The sequence below is a fragment of the Aminomonas paucivorans DSM 12260 genome, from assembly GCF_000165795.1.
Taxonomy (GTDB): domain Bacteria; phylum Synergistota; class Synergistia; order Synergistales; family Synergistaceae; genus Aminomonas; species Aminomonas paucivorans.
The window spans coordinates 328,898-348,617 of sequence record NZ_CM001022.1 but is presented as its reverse complement, the minus strand read 5'-3'; the positions used below and the strand labels follow the sequence as shown (position 1 = coordinate 348,617).

The window sequence follows — 19,720 nt, the reverse complement described above, 5'->3', positions numbered from 1 at the left end:
GAGAAGGGTACTTCAAACCAGCGTCAGCTTCCGAGCTTTGGCATGTCCCTGATCGTGTTCCTGGTGGTGGCTCTCATCATTTCCTACGGCACCATCTTCGTGGAGGCGGAGGTCCACATGCCCATCGTGACCGCCGCGATCTTCGTGGCCCTGGTGGCCCGCTTCGTCCTCAAGCACTCCTGGGCGGACCTGGAGGAGTCGGCGATCCAAAGCATCATGGCGGCCATGCAGGCCAACATGATCCTCATGAGCGTGGGCATCCTGGTGGGGACCTGGATCCTCTCCGGGGTGGTGCCGGGGCTCATCTACTACGGCCTGTTCATCCTGAAGCCTTCCTTCTTTCCCCTGGCGACCCTGCTGATCTGCTCCATCATCGCCCTGGCCACCGGATCCAGCTGGCAGACCACCGGCACCATCGGCGTGGCCATGCTGGGCATCGGCAACGGCCTGGGGGTTCCCGTGCCCCTCACGGCGGGGGTCATCATCTCCGGGGCCTACTTCGGGGACAAGATGAGCCCCCTGTCGGACACCACCAACCTGGCCCCGGCGGTCTCGGGGTCCAACCTCTTCGACCACATCAAGGCCATGCTCTGGACCACCGGCCCCACCTACGCCATCGTGGCGGTGGTGCTGACGGTGATGGGCATGAGGTTCGCCGGAGGCACCCTGGACGCCAGCCGGATCCAGGCCATCCAGGCGGTGTTGGGGGCGGAGTTCCCCATCTCCCCCCTCTGCTTCCTGCCTCCCCTGGTGGTCATCTCCATGGCTGCCCTGAAGATCCCCGCCCTGCCGGGCATCTTCGCGGGCATCGGCACCGCCTTCGTCATGTGCCTGATGCAGGGGGCTTCCCTGGGCGACGCATGGGGGGTCTCCCAGGGCGGCTATTCCGCCCTCTTCTCCCAGGAGCTGGCGGACGCGGCGGACAACGCCGCCGTGGCGGCCCTCCTGGCGAAGCAGCACCTGGCAGGCATCGCCCCGGAGATGGCCAAGGACGTGGGGGGCATGATCTCCAAGCTGGTGAGCCGGGGAGGCATGCAGTCCATGATGTGGTCCGTCTCCATGGTCATCTGCGCCCTCACCCTGGGGGGCTTCCTGGAGCGCTGCGGTTTCCTGGAGGTGCTCCTGGGCGCCCTCACCAAGGGGGTCAAGCGGGCGGGAGGACTCATCACGGCGGTGATCGTGTCCTGCATCTTCTCCAACGCCTTCCTGGGGGACCAATACCTCTCCATCGTGGTGCCCGGACGGATGTTCAAGGCCATGTTCGACCGGTCGGGGCTGGCGCCCCGGATGCTCTCCCGGTCCCTGGAGGACGCGGGGACCCTCACCTCCGCCCTCATCCCCTGGAACACCTGCGGCGCCTACCAGACGTCCGTGCTGGGGGTCTCCCCCCTGGTCTACGGCCCCTACGCCATGGTGAACTGGCTCAACCCCATCATGGCCATCGTCCTCACCTACCTGGGCATCGGCATCTTCTGGGGCAAGGACGGCAAGGACCGGGTGGAACGACGCACCCTTCTGGAGGACATCCGCTAGACCCGTTTTCCTTCGATTTGCCTCGGGGCCCTCGGACCCCTGCACCTCCCCTGCCGCGAAGGGCCGACGCAACCGGCGTCGGCCCTTCGCACGTCTTCCTGTCGAAAACCCTTCAGCGCCCCGCCAGACGCACCGCGGAGGGACAGAGGGCAAGCCCCCCCAGGGCGGTGCAGCGCAGCTCCGGGGGCAGGCGACGCCCCACGTCCATCACCGCGTCCACCGTCTCGTCCAGGGGGATGGGGTTGGGACACCCCGCCAGGACCAGGTCCGCCAGGACGAAGGCGGAGGCCGCCAGGGCGGCGTTGCGGGTGTGGCAGGGGATCTCCACCATCCCCCCCACGGGGTCGCACACGGAGCCCATGGTGTTCTGGAAACCGATGGCCCCCGCGTCCAGGGCCTGGAGGGCGGTGCCCCCGAAGACCTCCACCACCCCCGCCGCGGCCATGGCCCCGGCAGCGCCGATCTCCACCTGGCACCCCGCCTCCTCGGCGGCGAAGGTGCCCCGGGCGGCCAGCACCAGCCCCACCGCCGCGGCGGCGAAGAGCCCCCGGGCCAGGACCTCCTCCGGCAGGCCCCGCTCCTCCTCCAGGGCGACGAAGACCCCCGGCAGGGCCCCCGCGGCCCCTCCCGTGGGGGCGGCGCACACCACCTCCAGGGCCCCGCAGGCGTGCATGGCCGCCATGGCCCGGATGGCCGCGGACAGGCCGATGCCCCCGGTGGGGGCCCGCCCCTCCCGGCGGGCCGCCTCCAGGGTCCCCGCGTAGGGGGGCAGGAGCTGAAGCTTTCCCGAAAGGTCTCCCTCCAGCCCCCGGCGCACCGCCTCCCGGAAGATCCCCAGGCGTCGGGTCATCTCTTTCAGGAGGGCCTCCTCCGAGAGCCCCAGAAGGGAGGCCTCGTGGGCCAGGGCGGCGCTGGCAAGGCGGCCGTCCCTCTCCTTTGCCAGACGCAGCAGGTCTTCCGCAGACTCCGCCAGGGGCGCCCCTTTCAGGGGAAACTGCAGGGGACGGCAGGTCCGGACCCAGGCCAGCTGCCCCCGGGCCGCCCGACCCGCCAGGTCCGCCAGGATCTCCTTCGACCAGGGCTCGGGAGCCTCGGCGATCCCCAGGACCCCCCGCTCCCCCGGGACCACCCGAAGCCGGGGGGCAACCCCTTCCAGGGCGGCGCGCACCGCCCCTTCCGGCCCCGCTGCCAGGAGGACGTGGTCCTCCCCGTTCAGGTCCGCGAGGTACCCCTGCAGCTCCGTCACCCGCACCATGCCGCCCCCCACGGAGCGGGCCCGGCCGGACAGCTCCCCCCCGGGCCCCCGGAGGCGAAACGCCACCTCGTTGGGGTGCAGGTCCTCCCCCGGAAGGGGCACCACCTCGAAGGAGGCGTCCAACCCCTCCCCCGGCGCCCGGTCCAGGGCCTCGGCGAAGCGCCGATCCAGCAGGTCCCAGCCCAGCAGTCCCGCCAGAAAGGCCCGGTCGCTGGCCTGGTGATGGTAGCAGACCCCGTAGGATCCCTTCACGTCGAAGGAGAAGCGGGCTTCCCGGGGGGTCTCCCCGAACAGGTCCCGCAGCATCCGACCGATGTGGTAGGACCCGGCGGTGTGGGAGCTGGAAGGCCCCCGCATCACCGGCCCCAACACGTGGTTCAGCAGACTGATCCGTTTCATGCCCTGCGCCTCCTCCTTGGACTCGCGGCTCCCCTCAGGGGGCTCAACGTGGTATACTTGCATGTCTTCTCTGGAAAGGAGCCCTTCATGAACCCTTCTTCCCGACGGGCCGTCCTGGCGGCGGACCTGTCCCTGTTTCTCGTGGCGGTGGTCTGGGGCGCGGGATTTCCCTTCTGCGCCCATCTTCTGGAGGTCCTCTCCCCCCTGTGGATGGTGGCCCTTCGCCTGTCCCTGAGCGCCCTCTTCCTGCTGGTCCTCTTCCGCCGACGGGTCCGGGAGGCGGACCGGGAGGCCTGGAGGGGTTCCCTGGCCCTGGGAGCCCTCATGACGGGGGTCTTCGTCCTCCTCGCCCTGGGCCTGGCGGCCAGCAGCCCGGGGAAACAGGCCTTCATCTCCGGAACCTACGTGGTGCAGGTGCCCTTCCTCCTATGGCTCCTCTACCGGAGACGCCCCAGCCTCTTCGCCTTCGGGGGGGCCCTGGTGGTCTCCCTGGGCCTGGGGATCATGGCCTTCACCCCGGGGATGCGCTTCGTGGCGGGAGACCTCTACAACGCCGTCCTGGCCCTGGGCTGCGCCTGCCAGGTTTTGGCCATCGGCTGGCTGGCCCGGCGCATCGACCCCCTCACCCTCACCACCCTGCACCTGGCCTTCGCGGCCCTCTTTCTCACCGTCCTGGCCCTGCTCCTGGAGCCCCTGCCCTCTCTGGCCCTGGGGGCCGTCGCCTGGGGGGAGCTGCTCTTCGTCTCCCTGGGGGGGACGGTGGTGGCCTTCCTGGTGCAGTGCACCGCCCAGAGGTTCACCCCGGAGTCCCACGCGGCGGTGATCATGTCCCTGGAGAGCCCCTTCGGCTACCTCATCGCCGTGTGGCTGGGGCTGGACCCCTGGAGCCCCCGGGCCGTCCTGGGGGGGCTGCTGATCCTCGGGGGGGTGCTCCTCACGGAGTGGGAGACCTTCCTGCGGAGGGAGGCCGAGGCGGCCTAGCCCCGCTTCCGCTCGTCCAGGGCCCGGTTGGACAGGGCGTCCGCCCGGGCGTTCTGCTCCCGGGGCACCCACCGCAGGGTCACCTTCATGCCCTCCATGAGTTCCCAGGCCCGCGACGCCAGCTCCCGCAGGTGGGGCAGGTTGATCTTCCACTGCCGGTTCACCTGGCACACCACCAGCCGGCTGTCCCCGCAGACCTCCAGCTCCGCCACCCCCCGCCGCCGCGCCTCCTCCAGAAGCCGCAGCAGCGCCTCGTACTCCGCCTCGTTGTTGGTGCGCACCCCCAGGTACTGGGAGCACTCCCAGAGCACCTTCCCGTCCTGGTCCTCCAGAAACGCCCCCGCGCAGGCCTCTCCGGGGTTGCCCCGGGAGGCCCCGTCAAAGCAGCCGCGAACCATGCCTTCCCCTCCTCCGTTGCCTCGGGTTCCCCCGCAGGGGCATTCTAGCGCCTTCATCCCCCTGCGGGAAATTCGATCCTCCCCTCTACTTAATTCTTGCGGTGTGCGCTATCCTGTTATCGCCCTAAAGACTCACAAGGACTTCTTTGTCCCTTGACGCCTCGTTGCAGCCGAGGGGGACCGGGGGAGGGATTGCCGTGAGGTACGTCTTCTCGGACATGGCGGAGTTCGCGCTGCTCCGGGAACCCATACGGGAGCACCTGGAACAGGTGGCCCCCGAAATCGCCGCCCCTCTCTTCGTGGCTCTCAACGAAGCGACCAACAACGCCCTGACCCATGGAGGCCGTTCCTCCCGAGGACCGGTGACCCTCCAGATCGGGGAGGAGGACATCTGCGACCAACCTTGCGTGAAGATCGTGGTCCGGGACGAGGGAGAGGGGTTCGATCCCTCTCCCCTGCTTTATCGTGGGACCCCCCCGGCTCCCCTGGAGAGTTCCGGCCGGGGCCTGTGGATCATCCGGTCCCTGGTGGACCAGGTCCGCTACAACGAACGGGGAAACGAACTCGTGCTGATCCGACGGAAGATCGCCCCAGAGGGAAACGCCCAGTCCTAGCTCCCATTCCAGGAGGAGGTGCGCCATGAAGGATCGAGACGGAAACCGGCAACTCCCTGCCATCCCCCCCCCCGAGACGGCTTCCCGCACGCCGGAAGCCCGGGTCCGAAGGCCTCTGAAGCTGAAGCTCATCGCCGCCTTCTCCCTGCTGGTGCTCTTCGCCCTGGTCACGGCCCTGTCCGTCACCTTCCATTTCTTCAACGCCTTCCTGGCGGCTCAGTTCGTCGCCAAGGTGGAGCGCACCACCGGGGGCATCCGGGGCACCCTGGAAAAGGCCTCCGACGAGGCCCTGTCCCTGGCGGTGCTCCTGGCGGCCAACCCGGAGGTGTCCCGTCTGGCGGCGGCGAAGGACCGGGAGGGGCTGTTGAGGTTTCTGGGCCCCATCGCCAAAGAGGCCAAGCTGGACCTCCTGACGGTGACGGACGCCTCCGGCACGGTGCTGGCCCGGACCCACGAACCGGAGAAGTTCGGCGACTCCATCGCGGGGCAGCACAACATCCAGGGAGCCCTGAAGGGCACCCCCGCGGCGGGACTGGAACAGGGCACGGAGGTGCTCCTCTCCGCCCGGGCGGGAGCACCCCTGGTGGACCCCGCAGGAATCCTGGTGGGGGCGATCTCCACGGGCTTCGCCATCAGCGGCAGCGATCGGCTTGCCCAGGAGGCGGCGAAACAGTACGGCGTGGTGGCCACGGTCTTCCTGGGGGACGAGCGGGTCACCACCTCCCTCACCCAGGCCGGGCAGAGCCAGTCCAAGACCAAGCTGGACGCGAAGACCGCCCAGGCGGTGCTCCAGGAAGGCAAGACCGTGACGGACCAGCGGATGATCCTGGGAACCCCCTACCTGACCTCCTACGGCCCCCTCAAGGGCCCCGACGGGAAGATTCTGGGCATCGTGGGGGCCGGACAGGATCGCACCGAGGAACTCCAGACCCGCAATCGCCTCCTGACCCTGGTGGTGGGGCTGGGGATAGGGGTCCTGGCGGTGTGCGTGGTGGTGGGCCTCTGGGCGAGCCAGCGCATCGTGACCCCCCTGAAGCAGCTGGTGGCGTGCTTCGGTCGCATCGCCGAGGGAGACCTGAAGGTGCGGGCGCACATCCAGGCCACCGACGAGCTGGGGGTCCTGGGGTCGGGGTTCGACGCCATGACGGAGGACCTGCAGCACATCGTCAAGCGCATCAAGGCGGCGGCGGAGGAACTGGCCGCGGCGGCCCAGGAGACCGCCGCCTCCGGGGAGGAGGTCACCTCCACGGTGAACGACATCGCCGAGGGCAACCAGGAACTGGCCAAGGAGTCCAAACACGGTTCGGCGGCGGCGGCGGAGGGGGCCCAGGTCCTCCTGGAACTCTCCTCCCTCCTCCAGATCTCCCAGAACCTGGCGCACTCCGCCACGGAAAATTCCAAGGTCACCCTCCAGACCGCCGACAACGGAAGAAATATGGTCTCCCAGACGGTGGTGCGCATGGAGGACATCCGAGGCATCACGGAGCGCACCGAAGCCCTGATCCAGGAGCTGGGGCAGTACTCCGAGCGCATCGGGCTCATCAGCGACACCATCACGGGCCTGGCGGACCAGACGAACCTCCTGGCCCTGAACGCGGCCATCGAGGCAGCCCGGGCGGGAGAGGCGGGACGAGGCTTCGCGGTGGTGGCGGAAGAGGTGCGCAAGCTGGCGGAACAGTCCCACCAGGGGGCCGGAGAGGTGGCGGAGCTGGTGGGCAAGGTCTCCGCCAGCACCTCCAAGGCCGTGGCGGCCATGAGGGATAGCCGGGCCCAGGTAGAGGAGGGCAACCGGGTCACCCACGAGGCGGGGGAGTCCCTGGAGCAGATCCTGGAGGCGGTGCGCCACACGGTGGAGGACATCGGACGCATCCTCGTCACCACCAGCGACGAGGTGGCCAAGTCCGACCGGATCGTGAGCCTCATCAACCGCACCGCCACCACCATCGAACACGTGGACGCCAACGTGGAGAACCTGGCGGCCAGCACGGAACAGACCTCGGCGGCCATGGAGAACGTGGCCAGCTCCGCCGAGGAGATCAGCGCCATGGCGGACGAAATGAAAACCCTGGTGGACCGTTTCCAGGCATAGGGGGTGGGACGATGAGCTTCACGACGAAACGCAGCGGACAGAGGGTGGACATCTCCCTGCAGGGACAGCTCTACGTGGAAGAGGCCACGGAGCTGCGGGAAAAGCTGCTGCGGGAGGTGGACGGAGGGGCCATCCTGTTCCACTTCGACTTCGCCCGGCTGGACTACATCGACAGCGCCGGCCTCGGGGTGCTCATCAGCGTGCAGAAGCGGGCCGCGGCGGGGGGAGGGCAGGTGACCGTTTCGGGCATGACGGGGATGGTGAAGGAGATCTTCGAACTCACCCGGCTGGACCGGGTCTTCGCCCCTCGGTAGGACCAGGGGCCGTCTTCCGGGGGCCGGGCGGAAAGGTGCCCGGCCCTCAGGCTTCCCGCTTCACGCAGAGAAGCGTCAGGTCGTCCCGCCCCCGGCGGCGCCCCGCAAAGGACTCGAAGTCCACCAGAATGGCCTCCACCGTCTGGCGGGCGGAAAGGGTCAGGGTCTCCTCGAAGCGGCGCAGCAGGCGGTCCGTCCCGTAGAAGATTCCCTCCGCCCGTTCCTCCACCAGCCCGTCGGTGCACAGCAGGATCCGTTCCCCGGGACAAAAGGCCACGCGCAGGGCCTGGAGGTGCAGGGCCCCGGGCAAACCCGCCACCGGCGCCCCGACGCAGTCCAGGTAGCGGGCACGCCTGCCGGGACCGCTCCAGAGGGGCCGCACGTGGCTGCCCGCGTTGGCCAGGCGCGCCACCCCCCGGGTTAGGTCCACGGCCAGCACCTGGAGACACAGGAAGTACTCCTCCGGCAGGGGCTCCCGGGCGAACTGCTCCGCCACGAACCCCACCAGGGCCTCCGGCTCCAGGGGCCGGTCCTCCGGACCCAACCGCTCCAGGTAGGCCAGGACCCACTCCCGCACGAACAGGGACAGCAGCGCCCCGTCCAGGCCGTGACCGCTCACGTCCACCACGTACACCAACAGCTGGTTCCGGAAGGGCAGGATCTGGTAGAAGTCCCCCCCCAGACGCTCCGCGGGCTGGTAGAAGGCCCACAGGTCCAGACCGGGGAAGGGGGGATGGCTTTGGGGAAGAAGCTTGCCGTGGAGCCGCGCCGCCTTGGCCATGTCCGCGTCGATCCGGGCGTGGGCCGCCGCCAGCTCCCGGTTGGTCCGCTCGATCTCCCGGATGTACAGGTTCGCCTGGGCCTCCGCCCGAAGGCGCTCCCGCAGGTCCCGGGCGGCCACGAAGAGGGCCTGCTTCCCGTCCCAGCTTCCCCGGGAAAGGTGAAGCTCCATCTCCAGGGGGGCCCCGTCTCGGGACACCAGGGGGAACCGGTTCATAGGCAGAAGCGGGTCTTCCCCCAGGGCCACGCGAAACTCCTCCCGGCGCGGGGGGACGATGAAGTCCGCGAAGGGACGCCCCAGAAGCTCCTCCCGGGGAAAGTCCAAGGACTGGTGGGCCTGGCGACCCACCTCCAGGATCCGCCCCTCCCCGTCCAGGACGAAGAGCAGATCCGAGGCGACGTGAAGCAGGGACTGCAGGTTTTCCAGGCAAACGGCTCCTCCCTCCGCCGACCCCTTGAAGCCGGGATTCGGGGCAGGGGGTACAGCCGAAGCGTCTTGAGAACCGGTCATGCCTCGCCCCCCTTTCTCCGTGCATTGTGGCGCCGCCACACCCCGAAAGAGCGGTATAATCCCGACATCCACTATATCGACCCTCGGAGGTGCTGTCATGAACCCCATCCTGGCCCGCCGAAGCATCCGACGATTCGCCCCTCGCCCCCTGGAGGAAGAGGACCTGAGCGCCCTCCTGGCGGCGGCCTTGGCGGCCCCCTCGGCGCACAACCAGCGGCCCTGGCACTTCGTGGTCTCCACCCGGAAGGACCGGCTGGAGGAGATTCCCGCCTTCCATCCCTATTCCAGCATGATGCGCACCGCCGCCGCGGCGGTGCTGGTGTGCGGCGAACCCGCCTCCAAGGACGACGACTTCCTCCCCCAGGACCTGGCGGCGGCCACGGAGAACCTCCTGGTGGCGGCCACGGCCCGGGGCATCGGCTCCTGCTGGCTGGGGGTCTACCCCAAGGAATCCCTCATAGAGGGCTGCCGCCGCTGGGCGCACCTGCCCCAGACGGTGATCCCCTTTGCGCTGGTGGCCCTGGGCTGGCCGGAGGAGACCAAAGCCCCCCACCCGGAGGAACCGGACCCCTCCCGCATCCACCGGGAGACCTGGGAAAGATGAAGAAGACCAACGCCGCCCGCCTCCTGGAGGGGCTCAAGATCCCCCACACCCTCCAGGAATACCCCGTGGACGAATCGGACCTCTCGGCGGAGCACGTGGCCCGGGAGGTGGGACTGCCCCTGAACCAGGTGTTCAAGACCCTGGTGGCCCGGGGGGACCGCACCGGGGTGATCGTGGCGGTGCTCCCCGGGGGCGGGGAGCTGGACCCCAAGGCCCTGGCCTCGGTCTCCGGGAACAAGAAGGTGGACCTGGTCCCCCTGAAGGAGGTGCAGCCCCTCACGGGCTACCTCCGGGGCGGCTGCTCCCCCCTGGGGATGAAGAAGAAGTACCCCGTCTTCCTGGACGAAAGCGCCCGCGCCTTTCCCTTCATCTCCGTCAGCGCGGGGCTGCGGGGCATCCAGGTCTACCTGGCTCCGGAGGACCTGCGACGAGCCTGCGAGGGGACTTGGGCCCCCCTGGCCCGCAGGGCCGGGGACTGAGGGCCCCCGCTTGAAGCGCCGCCTCTGCTTCCTCGCCCTGACCGCCTCCCTGGCCCTGGAGGTCCTGCTGGAGATCGGGGCACGGGAAGGCTGGGCCCCCACCGCCGGGTCTTCGGAAAGGGTCGCGTCCCTCCGCCTGGCTCTCTCGCTCTCGGCCCTGGGACTGGCGGGGTTCCTCTGGTTCCGGTCCGACCGGGCCCAGAAGGGCCAGAAGCGGATCGAAGCTCTCCTGGAGGACGCGGACCGCGCGGAGGCCCAGGTGCGCCTGGGAACCTGGTCCCTGGATCCGCCCTTTCGCCAGACCCGGTGGTCCCGGGGCATCCGCCGCCTCCTGGACCTGCCCCCGGAGGCCCCTGCGGGGGAGGAAACCCTGTGCACCCGGATGGCCCCCCAGGACGTGGCAACCCTTCGAAAGCACGAGGAGACTCTGCCCCTTCGGGGCGGATCCTTCCACTTCGAGCACCCCATCCGCCTGCCCGACGGAAGCGACCGGGTGGTCCGGGCGATCGGCGAGGCCCTGGAGGACCCTACGGGGAGGGTGACCCGCCTCTTCGGCACCCTGCAGGACGTCACGGAACTCCGCGCCCTGGGATCGGAACTGGAGAGCAGCCGGCAGCGACTCCAGTTCGCCCTGGAGGGAGCCCAGGACGGCCTGTGGGACTGGGACCTCGTCACCGGAGAAACCTACTTCAGCCCCCGGTACTACACCATGCTGGGCTACGAGCCCGGGGAGTTCCCCGGCACCAGCGAAGCCTGGAAGGCCCTGCTCCACCCGGAGGACCGGGAGGAGGTCCTCCGGACCATCGCCGAACGCCTGGTCACGGGGGAATCCCAGCACCGCGTCACCTTCCGGGCCCGCCACAAGGACGGCTCCTGGCGGTGGATCCTGGGCCGGGGGTTGGTGGTGGGACGGGACGAGGAGGGAAACCCCCTGCGCATGGTGGGAACCAACTCGGACATCACGGAACTGAAGGAGACGGAACACCGTCTCCGGGAGAGCGAGGAGCGCTGGCAGCTGGCCATCCAGGGGACCGACGAGGGAATCTGGGACTGGGACATCCCGAACCGGAAGGCCTTCTTCTCCCATCGGTTCAAGGCCATGCTGGGCTACGCCCCCGAGGAGCTGGAAGACGTCCCCCGTTCCTGCCTCGACCGGATACACCCCGAGGATCTGCCCCTGGTGGCCCGGACCCTTTCGGACTACTTCAACCACCGGCGGGAGGACTACCGGGTGGAACACCGCATGGTCCGCAAGGACGGGAAGGTGTTCTGGGTCCTGGCCCGGGGGCAGGGACTCTTCGACACTGCGGGACGTCCCTTGCGCATCGCCGGCTCCCTCCAGGACATCACGGACCGACGGAACCACGAGGAGACCATCGCCCACCAGGCCACCCACGACGCCCTCACGGGGCTGCCCAACCGCCCCCTCTTCCTGGACCGCCTCGACCAGGCCCTGGCCCGGGCGGAGCGGACCGGGGAACGCTTGGGGGTACTCTTCATGGATCTGGACCACTTCAAGGAGATCAACGACCATCTGGGGCATCTGGTGGGGGACCGGATCCTGGCGGAGGTGGCCCTTCGCCTCAAGGAGACCCTTCGGGCCCAGGACACGGTGGCCCGCATGGGGGGAGACGAGTTCACCTTCCTCCTCCCCGGCCTCGGCAGGCCGGAGGACGCGGAGCGGGCGGCAGGGCGCATCCTGGAGGCCTTCCGTGCCCCCTTCGTCCTGGAGGACACCGCCGTGTCCGTCACCGCAAGCCTCGGGATCGCCCTCTTCCCGGAGCACGGCACCGGCACCCTGGACCTCATGCGCCGGGCGGACCTGGCCCTCTACCAGGCCAAGTCCCGGGGACGCAACCGCTACGAGACGGCCAACCCCTTCGCGGAGTGACTCTCCTGACCGGTAACGAGGCGGGGCCCCGAGATCGGGACCCCGCCTTCTTCCTGTGCCTTCGCCTCGTCCCCGAGACGTCTAGGGAGCGTTCTCAGGTCCCACGATGAGGGCAAAGCGGCTTCCCTGGTACTTCCGCACCCCCCCTGCCCCCACCTGGGGGATCCCCCCTCCCGAACGCACCTGCACCGCCAGCCCGTGGGCCTCTCGGAGCAGCTCCTTTTCCACCCAGGGCTCGTTGTGGCTGGGCAGAAGCCGGTCGTATTCGTCCCACCGCCCCAGGATCTTCTCGTAGCTCTCCACGAACTGGTCCAGGTTTCCCCCGGGCAGGTAGGTATACACCGACCCGGTGTAGAAGAGGTCCCCCGTCCAGAGCAGCCGTGCCCCCCGATCCAGGAGACAGATGGAATCGCTGGAATGCCCGGGGGTATGGATCACCTCCAGGACCCGCCCCCCCAGGTCGATCTCGTCCCCCTGGTGCAGCCACCGGGTGACCCGGAAGGGAGGCATGTGGTAGGTCGCCGGGTCGAATCCCGCAGGGAAGGGTTTGCGCACCAGCCCCTCCCGGATCAGTTCCGCCGCCTCTTCGTGGGAAAACCCCTTCTCTGCGGCCCTTCGGGCGTAGGGATCGTCGAAGAGGGCCACGTCGTCGAACCGGTAGTTCTGGGCCACGTGGTCGATGTGGTGGTGGGTGTTCACCACCGAGACGGGCAGGTCCGTCAGCTCCTCCGTCAGGGCCCGGATGTCCCCGATGCCGTCCCCCGTGTCCAGCAGGACCGCCCGTTCCTTGCCCAGGATCAGGTAGCTCAGGGTCTCCTCGAACTGCCCGTCCTCGTAGAGGGCGAAGACGCACGGGGCCACCCGGTAGACTTCGAACCACCCCTGGAAGGTCCCCACCTTCTCCAGCTCCCCGTAGGCCTTCCGGGGAAGGTCCTTCCACCACGCCTCGGGGTGCACCACGTCCGTCCCCGCGGAACCTCTTTCTTCTGTCATGGTCCAGCTCCTTTCCCCGGGAACTAGTCCCCCGGAGTCACCTTCTCGAAGAGGGTCTCCTTGCCGTCCACGATCTTCAGGATGGCCGCGGGCTTGTTGAAGGGATCGTGGGTCTTCGGGTCCATGGTGAGCTTGAAGTCCACCAGCTGGAGCCCCTTGGTCTGGGATAAGGCCTTGGCCACCGCCGCCCCGTCGGTGGTGCCCGCCCGGCGGATGGCGTCGAAGAGGGCGTACATGGCGTCGTACCCCAGGGTAATGGAGACGATCTCCACCGGAGGCTTGCCGAACCGCTTGGTGTACTTGGCGATGAGGGGCTTGAGGACCGGATCGTCGAAGGCGATGTGGGTCACCCAGTAGGTGTTCTCCATGGCCTTCCCGGCGATCTCGTACATGGCGGGGCTGTAGCCGTCCCCGCCGATGAAGACGGGGTTCCAGCCCATCTCCGCGGCCTGCTTGATGATGAGGGCCATCTCCTTGTACAGCCCCGGGAGGATGACCACCTGGGCCCCGGAGACCTTGGCGTTGGTGATCTGGGCCCGGAAGTCCACGTCCCCGTCCCGGTAGCCGTAGGTTCCCGCCACCTTGCCCCCCAGCTTGGCGTACCGCTCCACGAAGAACTGCTTCATCCCCTCGGCGTAGTCGCTCCCCACGTCGTGGAAGATCGCCGCCTTGGCGAGCTTCAGCTTCCTGTAGGCGAACTCCGCCATGATGGTCCCCTGGTAGGGATCGGTGAAGCAGATCCGGAAGGAGTACGGGTAGGGTTTGCCCGTCTTGGCGTCCACGGTCACCGCGGGGTTCGTGGCGGAGGTGGCCAGAATGGGCACCTGGGCCCGCTCGCTCAGGGGACGGATGGCGATCTGCAGGCCGCTGTAGTTGGTCCCCGCGATGGCCACCACCTTGTCCTTCTCGATCATCCGCCGCGCCGCGTTCACCGTGTCCTCGGGGCGTCCCTTGGTGTCGTAGATCACCAGCTCCACCGGACGCCCCAACAGGCCGCCCTTGGCGTTGATCTCCTCCACCGCCAGGATGGAGATGTTCTGGTAGTGTTCCCCCCAGGTGGCCCCGGATCCCGTGAGGGCCGCCAGTTTCCCGAGGACGATGGGATCCGCCGCCCAGGCGGCCCCCGCGGTCATCCCCACCAGAAGCCACGCCCACAACCAACCGAACCTCCTCATGGAAAACCCCCCTCTGTCTTCTCTGTTCCCGAAAGCGGGACCCGGGCTCACCGGGATGCGCGTCTTCGGATCCTTCTGCGGCCGGTTCCCTCTGTCCCGTCGGATCGGCCTTCCCCGCAAGCTCCCCCGAAACCGGGTCCCGGGAGAACCGCCTGCCGTCCGGGCCGGGGCGTCCCCCTGCCCGGACCTTCCCTTGGCGACTCCGCGACGCCTCATCCCTCCCGTGGGGTCATCTTCCCGGGACCTTGCGCCCCGGAAGCACCGTCTCCAGAAACCGAAGCCCCCGAGCCGCCAGAAGCTCCAGGGCCGGAACGAACACCTCCGGGGCCACGGGGGCGTGCACCCCCCGGAGGGCAAGCCCCTCCAGGATGAGTTCCGTCCCCATGGCGGCGGGAAGTCCGGTGGTTCGGGCGATGGAGGTCTCCTCCCCCTCCGTCCCCCGATCCACCAGGGTGGAGACCCAGGTCTCCGGCTTTCGGCCGTCGGGGTACTCCACCGCGAAACGGTGCTGGAGCACTACCAGGTCCTGCTCTCCCGGGAGGAAGGACAGCTTTTCCAGGAAAACCCGCTCCAGAACGTCCCGAAGGCTCCCCCGCTCCAGGGGACAGGGGGCGTCGGAGAAGACTCCCAGCCACTCCAGGACCGCCAAGGCGGCAGCCCAGACGGGGCAACCCAGGCGCCGGGCCGCCGCCCCTTTTCGCCCTTCCTGGGGCGCGTCGCCGACCCTCTCCGCCGTCAGGTCCCAGAGGGAACGGCCCCGCAGATCCCGCTCGCCCTCCTCAAACCACCCCAGATCCAGCAGATAGCGGACCAGCTCGCTCCATCCGGGGTACCGGAGGGTACAGCGGTAGAGGTCCCGCACCTCCGGGATGCCGTAGCGCTCCCGGTAGGGCAGGGAATCGGCGTTGGCGTACTCCTCGAACCACCCGAGCCCCTCCACCTCTACCAGGGTGGCGTGTCGGAAGGGCTCTCCCCCCGGAAGCACCGTCTCCTTCCCGTCCCGCAGAAAACGGGCCTCCCGGCGGCATACCCCCAGCAGGTCCCGGGGGGACCAGGAGAGCTTGTAACCCAGGGGGTTCGTGTCGGAGGACCGATCCGGCAGGGCCCCGCAGGCGGACCAGAACGCCGCCACCTTGCCCCCCCGCCGGTGGATCTCCCCCACGGTCCGGCAGGCGGCCATGTGGTCGATCCCCGGATCGAGGCCCATCTCGCACAGGAAGAGCAGCCCCGCCTCCCGGACGGCCCCATCCAGGCGCGACAGAGGGTCCTTGATGTAGGAGGCGTTCACCATGTGGGCTCGAGCCTCCAGGCAGGCATGGGCCACGGAGGCCATGGTGGGGGCGGGCAGGAGGTTCACCACCACCTCCGGCCGAAGCTCCCGCACCAGGGAACCCGGGTCCGACAGATCCCCGCAGAGCCGGGGGACCACCCGGGGAAACCGAAGCGCCTCCAACCTGGAAGGGTCCCGATCCGCCGCATGGACCTCCACGTCCTCCCGCTTCGCCAGATGGGCGATGCAGGGACCCGCCACGCGCCCCGCCCCCAGGACCAGCACTCGACGCACCATGCCCTCCTCCTTCCTCACTCCCGCCGCAACAGGGCCTCGTAGGTCTCCCGCACGTGCCCCTCCATCAGACGCCGGGCCCGGGGAGCATCCCGGTCCGCCAGGGCCTCCAGGACTCCCCGGTGGGCCTCGTGGCTGAAGTCGTATCCGGGAGGAACCCGGGTCCCCTCGTACTCCCGATACCCCAAGTAGAACTGGTCGAAGAAGAAGACGTACACCTGGGAACGCCAAAAACATTGTTGGACGAACCGGACCAGATAGGGACTGTGGCTCCCCTCGGCAACGCCCCGATGGAAGGCACAGTTCACCTCCGTGAACCCGTCGATGCTCCAGCTCCGGTAGACCGCCTCCTCCCGGGCGAAGAGCACGCGAAGACGTTCCAGCTCCTCCTCCGTGATCGCCTCCGCCGCCTCCCGGGCAGCCAGCCCCTCCGCCTCGCCCCGGGCCTGGAAGAGACGCTTCATGTCCTCCGGAGAGAGCACCGGGACCCGGGCACCCTTGGGGTCCAGGCGCTCCAAAAAACCCTCTGCGATCAGCTCCCGAAGGGCGTTGCGCACCGGGGTCCGGCTGAGTTCCATCTGCTCCGCCAGGGCCTGCTCCACCACCCGTTCCCCGGGAGAAAGGGTCCGGTGCATCACCAGCCGGATGATTTCCGAACGGGCGTCCTCTTCGGCCCGGCTTCGCGGCATGACCGCCTCCCCCTCTCTTCAATGAGTCCATTTTGGGATCCCAAGATGCATCCCAGGCTAGTAGAAACTCCAGGGAACGTCAAGGGGCTTGAAAAAACAAGGAGGGCATTTGCTGCGAGAAAATTCCACCGACTCCGCCGCCCCCTACCGGGGGAGGGCCGAAGGGAACGAGGAGGGGACTAGGGGAGCCCGGGACCAGGAGATTCGGGGTAGGCCCGGGAACAAAAGGGTTGTCGCAAAGCAGCACCCGGGGCGGGGACGCCCGAAGCAGCGCGCCAGGCAGGAGAAGGAGGCGGGGACGGGGATCCGTGCCACCCGAAACAACAGGAGAAACGAAAGCACCCCCCCGGCGATCCATCCGCCGGAAGCGGGCGCTTCGGTGCAGGTGTTCCCGGAAGGGTCGAAGCTCCGAAGGGAGGGCGGGAACGGGGGGATCCGCCGCGGCACGGCTCGGCGCCCCCAAAAGAGGCGGAGCGGAGGGTCCTTCTCCCCTTGCGGTCCTGCCCCCTGCTCTCATCGGATTCCCTGCGAGGCGCCCGTTTGCCCGCCAGATGATAGGATAAGCCCGGTGGGGAGGGAGCGAAAGCGCCCTCCCTGCCTGGATGATTTCACGAGTCGGGGAGTGACCCCTCTTGAAGATCGTGTTGGTGGGCGCAGGAGAAGTGGGCTTCAGCGTGGCGAAGAGCCTGTCCCAGGACGGGCACGATCTGGTGGTGGTGGAGGAAGACGAGGATCGGGCCTACAAGGCGGAGCAGGAGCTGGACGTGATGCTGGTCCGGGGCAACGGGGCCCGCCCCCAGGTTCTCGAACGGGCGGGGGTGCACCCCGATTCGGGGGTGGACCTGCTCATCGCCTGCACCAACCGGGACGAGGTGAACATCCTGGCGTGCTGGGTGGCCCGGCGGATGGGGATCCACAAGGTCATCGCCCGGGCGGTGGGGCTGGAGTTCACCGACACGGGCACCTGGGCGAAGGACCTGGGGATCGACCTGATGATCTCCCCGGAGCGCTCCGTGGCCCGGGAGGTGGAGGAACTGCTCCAGATCCGTTCGGCGGTGCACGCCACGGAGCTGCTGGCGGGGAAGGCGGGACTCTACGTGTTCCGCATCGCCCCGGACTCCCCGGCCTGCGAGGTGCCCCTCCACGCCCTCCGGCGCATGTACCCCAACCTCATCACCCTGGTGGCCTTCATTGATCGGGAGGGTAAGGGCTTCGTCCCTCGGGCGGGGGACTCCCTCCGGGAGGGGGACCTGTGCTACTCCGTGTGCTACCGGGACCAGGTGGAGGAACTGGAGCAGATCTTCCAGCCCCGCCGCCGCCGCAAGCTGCGCCGGGTGTTCCTGGTGGGGGGCGGCAAGGTGGGCTTCCAGGTGGCCCGGCTGCTGGAACACCGCGGGGGGGTGGACGTGCGCCTCCTGGACCAGGACCGGGGAAAGTGCAAACGCCTGTCCCAGGAGCTGGAGCGCACCACGGTGCTCTGGGGGGACGGGGCGGACGAGGACCTGCTGCGTCACGAAGGCATCGAGGACGCGGACGGCTTCGTGGCAGCCACGGGAGAGGACGAGAAGAACCTCCTCCTGGCAGTGCTGGGCAAACACCTGGGGGCCGCCAAGAGCATCGCCGTGGTGAAGCGCCACTCCTACCTGAAGATGGCGGACCGGCTTCCCCTGGACGCGGTGGTGAACCGCAACCTGGCCCTCTCGGAGGGCATCATCCGCAACGTGCGCTATCCTGCGGGCTCCAAGGTCCTGGCGGTGCTGGACCAGATCGGCGCGGAGACCCTGGAGGTCACCCTGCCGGAGACGAGCCCCGCCGTGGGGGTCTCCCTGCAGGACCTCCCCCTGCCGCAGGGGGTGCTGCTGGGGATCGTCATCCGGGGGGAGGAGGCCTTCATCCCCACGGGAGCCACCCTCCTCCAGGCGGGGGACCGGGCGGTGCTCTTCGCCGCCACCCACGACATGCCCGACGCGGTGCGGATCCTGGGGGTGGAGGAGGCGTGAGGTTTCCCGTGGTCGCCAAGTTTTTGGGGCTGCTCACGGGGGTGGTGACCCTGTGGATGCTCTGGCCCCTGGGCTGGGCCCTCTGGGACCACACGTCGGACCGGGACGCCCTGGCCCTGTCCATGATGAGCGGGTTCGCCGCCTCCGGGGCCCTGTTCTTCCTGGGACGCCGGGGGCAATCCTCGGACATGGGGCTGCGGGAGGCCTTCGCCGCAGTGACCCTCTCCTGGATCGCCGCCTCCGCCGTGGGGGCCCTGCCCTTCTGGTTCGCCCACGCCGTCCCCACCTACACCGACGCCTTCTTCGAGACCATGTCGGGCTTCACCACCACCGGTTCTTCGGTGCTGACGGACATCGAGGTCGTCCCCCGGGGCCTCCTCTTCTGGCGCAGCCTCACCCACTGGCTGGGGGGGATGGGGATCATCGTGCTCACCCTGGCGGTGATGCCGGTGCTGGGCATGGGGGGGGGACAGCTCTTCCGGGCGGAGGTCCCCGGGCCGGTGCCGGAGAAGCTCACCCCCCGGGTGCAGCAGACAGCCCTGCTTCTGTGGGGGGTCTACGTGTTCCTCTCCCTGGCCCAGACCGCCCTGATGATGGCGGGGGGGATGAACCTCTTCGACGCCCTGACCCACATGTTCGGCACCATGGCCACCGGGGGGTTCTCCACCTACAACTCCAGCGTGGGGCACTTCTCCAGCCCCTACCTCCAGTGGGTCATCATCCTCTTCATGTTCCTGGCGGGAGCCAACTTCACCCTCCACTACCTGGCCCTCACGGGACACCCCGGGGCCTTTCTGAAGGACCCGGAGTTCCGGTTCTACGCCCTCATCACCCTGGGTTGCGTGGTCCTCACGGTGTCCTTCCTGGCCGGGGGGGGGCTCTACCCCCACCTGGAGGAGCGGGTCCGGGCGGCGGCGTTTCAGGTGGTGAGCATCCTCACCACCACGGGGTTCGCCACGGCGAACTACGAGAACTGGCCCTACGCGGCCCAGTTCCTCCTGCTGCTCCTGATGTTCGTGGGGGGCTGCGCCGGGTCCACCGGGGGGGCCATGAAGAACGTGCGGCTCCTGGTGCTGTGCCGTCACGTGGGGCACGAGCTGTTCCTCCTGCTCCACCCCCGGGCGGTGGTACCCATCCGCCTGGGACACCAGGCCCTGCCTCCCCGGCTGGTGAGCGCCATCGGGGCCTTCTTCTCCCTGTACATAGGCGCCCTCGCCCTCTGCACCCTGGGGGTCTGCGCCCTGGGGGTGGACATCCTCACCGCCCTCTCGGGAGCCGCCGCCACCCTGGGGAACATCGGTCCGGGGCTGGGCAACGTGGGGCCTGCGGAAAACTACGCGGCCCTTCCCGGCGGGGCCAAGTGGATCTACAGCCTCGCCATGCTCATGGGGAGGCTGGAGCTGTTCACCGTGGCGGTGCTGCTCCACCCCGCCTGTTGGAGGAAGTGATCC

Annotated in this window: 17 protein-coding genes; 10 read left to right on the top strand and 7 right to left on the bottom strand. The window is 68.9% G+C overall.

The features are described from left to right. Nucleotides 1-42: 42 nt before the first annotated feature. Nucleotides 43-1,533, top strand: coding sequence for a Na+/H+ antiporter NhaC (gene nhaC, locus APAU_RS01520; RefSeq protein WP_232207746.1), 1,491 nt, complete (start codon nucleotides 43-45; stop codon nucleotides 1,531-1,533). Nucleotides 1,534-1,645: 112 nt separating this feature from the next. On the opposite strand, the gene APAU_RS01515 is transcribed toward nhaC, so the two are convergent. Continuing rightward, entirely contained in the window at nucleotides 1,646-3,187 is a 1,542-nt protein-coding gene (locus APAU_RS01515) for an L-serine ammonia-lyase, iron-sulfur-dependent, subunit alpha (RefSeq protein WP_006299890.1), read from the bottom strand. A gap of 87 nt (nucleotides 3,188-3,274) precedes the next feature. On the opposite strand from APAU_RS01515, the gene APAU_RS01510 reads away from it, so the two are divergent. Next, nucleotides 3,275-4,168, top strand: coding sequence for a DMT family transporter (locus APAU_RS01510; RefSeq protein ID WP_006299889.1), 894 nt, complete (start codon nucleotides 3,275-3,277; stop codon nucleotides 4,166-4,168). Here the strand turns inward: APAU_RS01510 and APAU_RS01505 are convergent. Beyond that, nucleotides 4,165-4,566, bottom strand: a complete 402-nt coding sequence (locus APAU_RS01505; protein ID WP_006299888.1) for a ribonuclease HI family protein — start codon at nucleotides 4,564-4,566, stop codon at nucleotides 4,165-4,167. The two genes, APAU_RS01510 and APAU_RS01505, sit on opposite strands and share 4 nt — an antisense overlap. 197 nt (nucleotides 4,567-4,763) lie before the next feature. Here APAU_RS01505 and APAU_RS12385 point away from each other — a divergent pair, with 197 nt between their 5' ends. Genes APAU_RS12385 through APAU_RS01490 form a run of 3 tightly spaced genes read left to right on the top strand, consistent with a single transcriptional unit; the run spans nucleotide 4,764 to nucleotide 7,583 of the window. Then, a complete protein-coding gene (locus tag APAU_RS12385; protein WP_006299887.1) occupies nucleotides 4,764-5,180 on the top strand; it encodes an ATP-binding protein in 417 nt (138 codons plus the stop codon). A 25-nt stretch (nucleotides 5,181-5,205) separates the two neighbouring features. After that, entirely contained in the window at nucleotides 5,206-7,269 is a 2,064-nt protein-coding gene (locus tag APAU_RS14485; RefSeq protein ID WP_006299886.1) for a methyl-accepting chemotaxis protein, read from the top strand. Nucleotides 7,270-7,280: 11 nt separating this feature from the next. Further along, complete coding sequence (locus APAU_RS01490; protein WP_006299885.1) at nucleotides 7,281-7,583, top strand: STAS domain-containing protein; 303 nt, start codon at nucleotides 7,281-7,283, stop codon at nucleotides 7,581-7,583. Nucleotides 7,584-7,629: 46 nt separating this feature from the next. Here the strand turns inward: APAU_RS01490 and APAU_RS14480 are convergent, their stop codons facing one another. Continuing rightward, complete coding sequence (locus APAU_RS14480; RefSeq protein ID WP_006299884.1) at nucleotides 7,630-8,874, bottom strand: PP2C family protein-serine/threonine phosphatase; 1,245 nt, start codon at nucleotides 8,872-8,874, stop codon at nucleotides 7,630-7,632. 97 nt (nucleotides 8,875-8,971) lie between these two features. Here APAU_RS14480 and APAU_RS01480 point away from each other — a divergent pair, with 97 nt between their 5' ends. The 3 genes from APAU_RS01480 to APAU_RS12375 are packed head-to-tail and all read left to right on the top strand — an operon-like array spanning nucleotide 8,972 to nucleotide 11,848. Then, nucleotides 8,972-9,478, top strand: a complete 507-nt coding sequence (locus tag APAU_RS01480; RefSeq protein ID WP_006299883.1) for a nitroreductase family protein — start codon at nucleotides 8,972-8,974, stop codon at nucleotides 9,476-9,478. Beyond that, on the top strand, nucleotides 9,475-9,957 hold the full coding sequence (gene ybaK, locus APAU_RS01475) for a Cys-tRNA(Pro) deacylase (RefSeq protein ID WP_006299882.1): 483 nt from the start codon (nucleotides 9,475-9,477) through the stop codon (nucleotides 9,955-9,957). The genes APAU_RS01480 and ybaK overlap by 4 nt, the downstream gene beginning before the upstream one ends. A gap of 10 nt (nucleotides 9,958-9,967) precedes the next feature. Next, nucleotides 9,968-11,848, top strand: a complete 1,881-nt coding sequence (locus APAU_RS12375; protein WP_006299881.1) for a sensor domain-containing protein — start codon at nucleotides 9,968-9,970, stop codon at nucleotides 11,846-11,848. Between the two features lie 81 nt (nucleotides 11,849-11,929). On the opposite strand, the gene APAU_RS12370 is transcribed toward APAU_RS12375, so the two are convergent. From APAU_RS12370 to APAU_RS01450, 4 genes are all read right to left on the bottom strand, one after another. Further along, the gene (locus tag APAU_RS12370) at nucleotides 11,930-12,841 is read right to left on the bottom strand and encodes an MBL fold metallo-hydrolase (RefSeq protein WP_006299880.1); all 912 of its coding nucleotides are present in this window, start codon (nucleotides 12,839-12,841) and stop codon (nucleotides 11,930-11,932) included. A 23-nt stretch (nucleotides 12,842-12,864) separates the two neighbouring features. Then, nucleotides 12,865-14,016, bottom strand: a complete 1,152-nt coding sequence (locus APAU_RS01460; RefSeq protein ID WP_006299879.1) for an ABC transporter substrate-binding protein — start codon at nucleotides 14,014-14,016, stop codon at nucleotides 12,865-12,867. A 229-nt stretch (nucleotides 14,017-14,245) separates the two neighbouring features. Further along, the gene (locus APAU_RS01455; protein ID WP_006299878.1) at nucleotides 14,246-15,583 is read right to left on the bottom strand and encodes a saccharopine dehydrogenase C-terminal domain-containing protein; all 1,338 of its coding nucleotides are present in this window, start codon (nucleotides 15,581-15,583) and stop codon (nucleotides 14,246-14,248) included. A 14-nt stretch (nucleotides 15,584-15,597) separates the two neighbouring features. After that, nucleotides 15,598-16,269: a GntR family transcriptional regulator gene (locus APAU_RS01450; RefSeq protein WP_006299877.1), complete on the bottom strand. Its 672-nt coding sequence runs from the start codon at nucleotides 16,267-16,269 to the stop codon at nucleotides 15,598-15,600. A 641-nt stretch (nucleotides 16,270-16,910) separates the two neighbouring features. Here APAU_RS01450 and trkA point away from each other — a divergent pair. Continuing rightward, nucleotides 16,911-18,269, top strand: a complete 1,359-nt coding sequence (gene trkA / locus APAU_RS01445) for a Trk system potassium transporter TrkA (protein WP_332248408.1) — start codon at nucleotides 16,911-16,913, stop codon at nucleotides 18,267-18,269. Next, nucleotides 18,266-19,717 (top strand): TrkH family potassium uptake protein, encoded by a 1,452-nt coding sequence (locus APAU_RS01440; protein WP_006299875.1) that lies wholly within the window; start codon nucleotides 18,266-18,268, stop codon nucleotides 19,715-19,717. Before trkA ends, APAU_RS01440 begins: the two co-directional genes overlap by 4 nt. Nucleotides 19,718-19,720: the final 3 nt, after the last annotated feature.

What these genes read in the sequence shown, in the direction of transcription:
- nhaC (WP_232207746.1), top strand. Translation starts at nt 43, where the DNA reads ATGTCCCTGATCGTGTTCCTGGTGGTGGCTCTCATCATTTCCTACGGC.
- APAU_RS01515 (WP_006299890.1), bottom strand. Translation starts at nt 3,187, where the DNA reads ATGAAACGGATCAGTCTGCTGAACCACGTGTTGGGGCCGGTGATGCGG.
- APAU_RS01510 (WP_006299889.1), top strand. Translation starts at nt 3,275, where the DNA reads ATGAACCCTTCTTCCCGACGGGCCGTCCTGGCGGCGGACCTGTCCCTG.
- APAU_RS01505 (WP_006299888.1), bottom strand. Translation starts at nt 4,566, where the DNA reads ATGGTTCGCGGCTGCTTTGACGGGGCCTCCCGGGGCAACCCCGGAGAG.
- APAU_RS14485 (WP_006299886.1), top strand. Translation starts at nt 5,206, where the DNA reads ATGAAGGATCGAGACGGAAACCGGCAACTCCCTGCCATCCCCCCCCCC.
- APAU_RS01490 (WP_006299885.1), top strand. Translation starts at nt 7,281, where the DNA reads ATGAGCTTCACGACGAAACGCAGCGGACAGAGGGTGGACATCTCCCTG.
- APAU_RS14480 (WP_006299884.1), bottom strand. Translation starts at nt 8,874, where the DNA reads ATGACCGGTTCTCAAGACGCTTCGGCTGTACCCCCTGCCCCGAATCCC.
- APAU_RS01480 (WP_006299883.1), top strand. Translation starts at nt 8,972, where the DNA reads ATGAACCCCATCCTGGCCCGCCGAAGCATCCGACGATTCGCCCCTCGC.
- ybaK (WP_006299882.1), top strand. Translation starts at nt 9,475, where the DNA reads ATGAAGAAGACCAACGCCGCCCGCCTCCTGGAGGGGCTCAAGATCCCC.
- APAU_RS12370 (WP_006299880.1), bottom strand. Translation starts at nt 12,841, where the DNA reads ATGACAGAAGAAAGAGGTTCCGCGGGGACGGACGTGGTGCACCCCGAG.
- APAU_RS01460 (WP_006299879.1), bottom strand. Translation starts at nt 14,016, where the DNA reads ATGAGGAGGTTCGGTTGGTTGTGGGCGTGGCTTCTGGTGGGGATGACC.
- APAU_RS01455 (WP_006299878.1), bottom strand. Translation starts at nt 15,583, where the DNA reads ATGGTGCGTCGAGTGCTGGTCCTGGGGGCGGGGCGCGTGGCGGGTCCC.
- APAU_RS01450 (WP_006299877.1), bottom strand. Translation starts at nt 16,269, where the DNA reads ATGCCGCGAAGCCGGGCCGAAGAGGACGCCCGTTCGGAAATCATCCGG.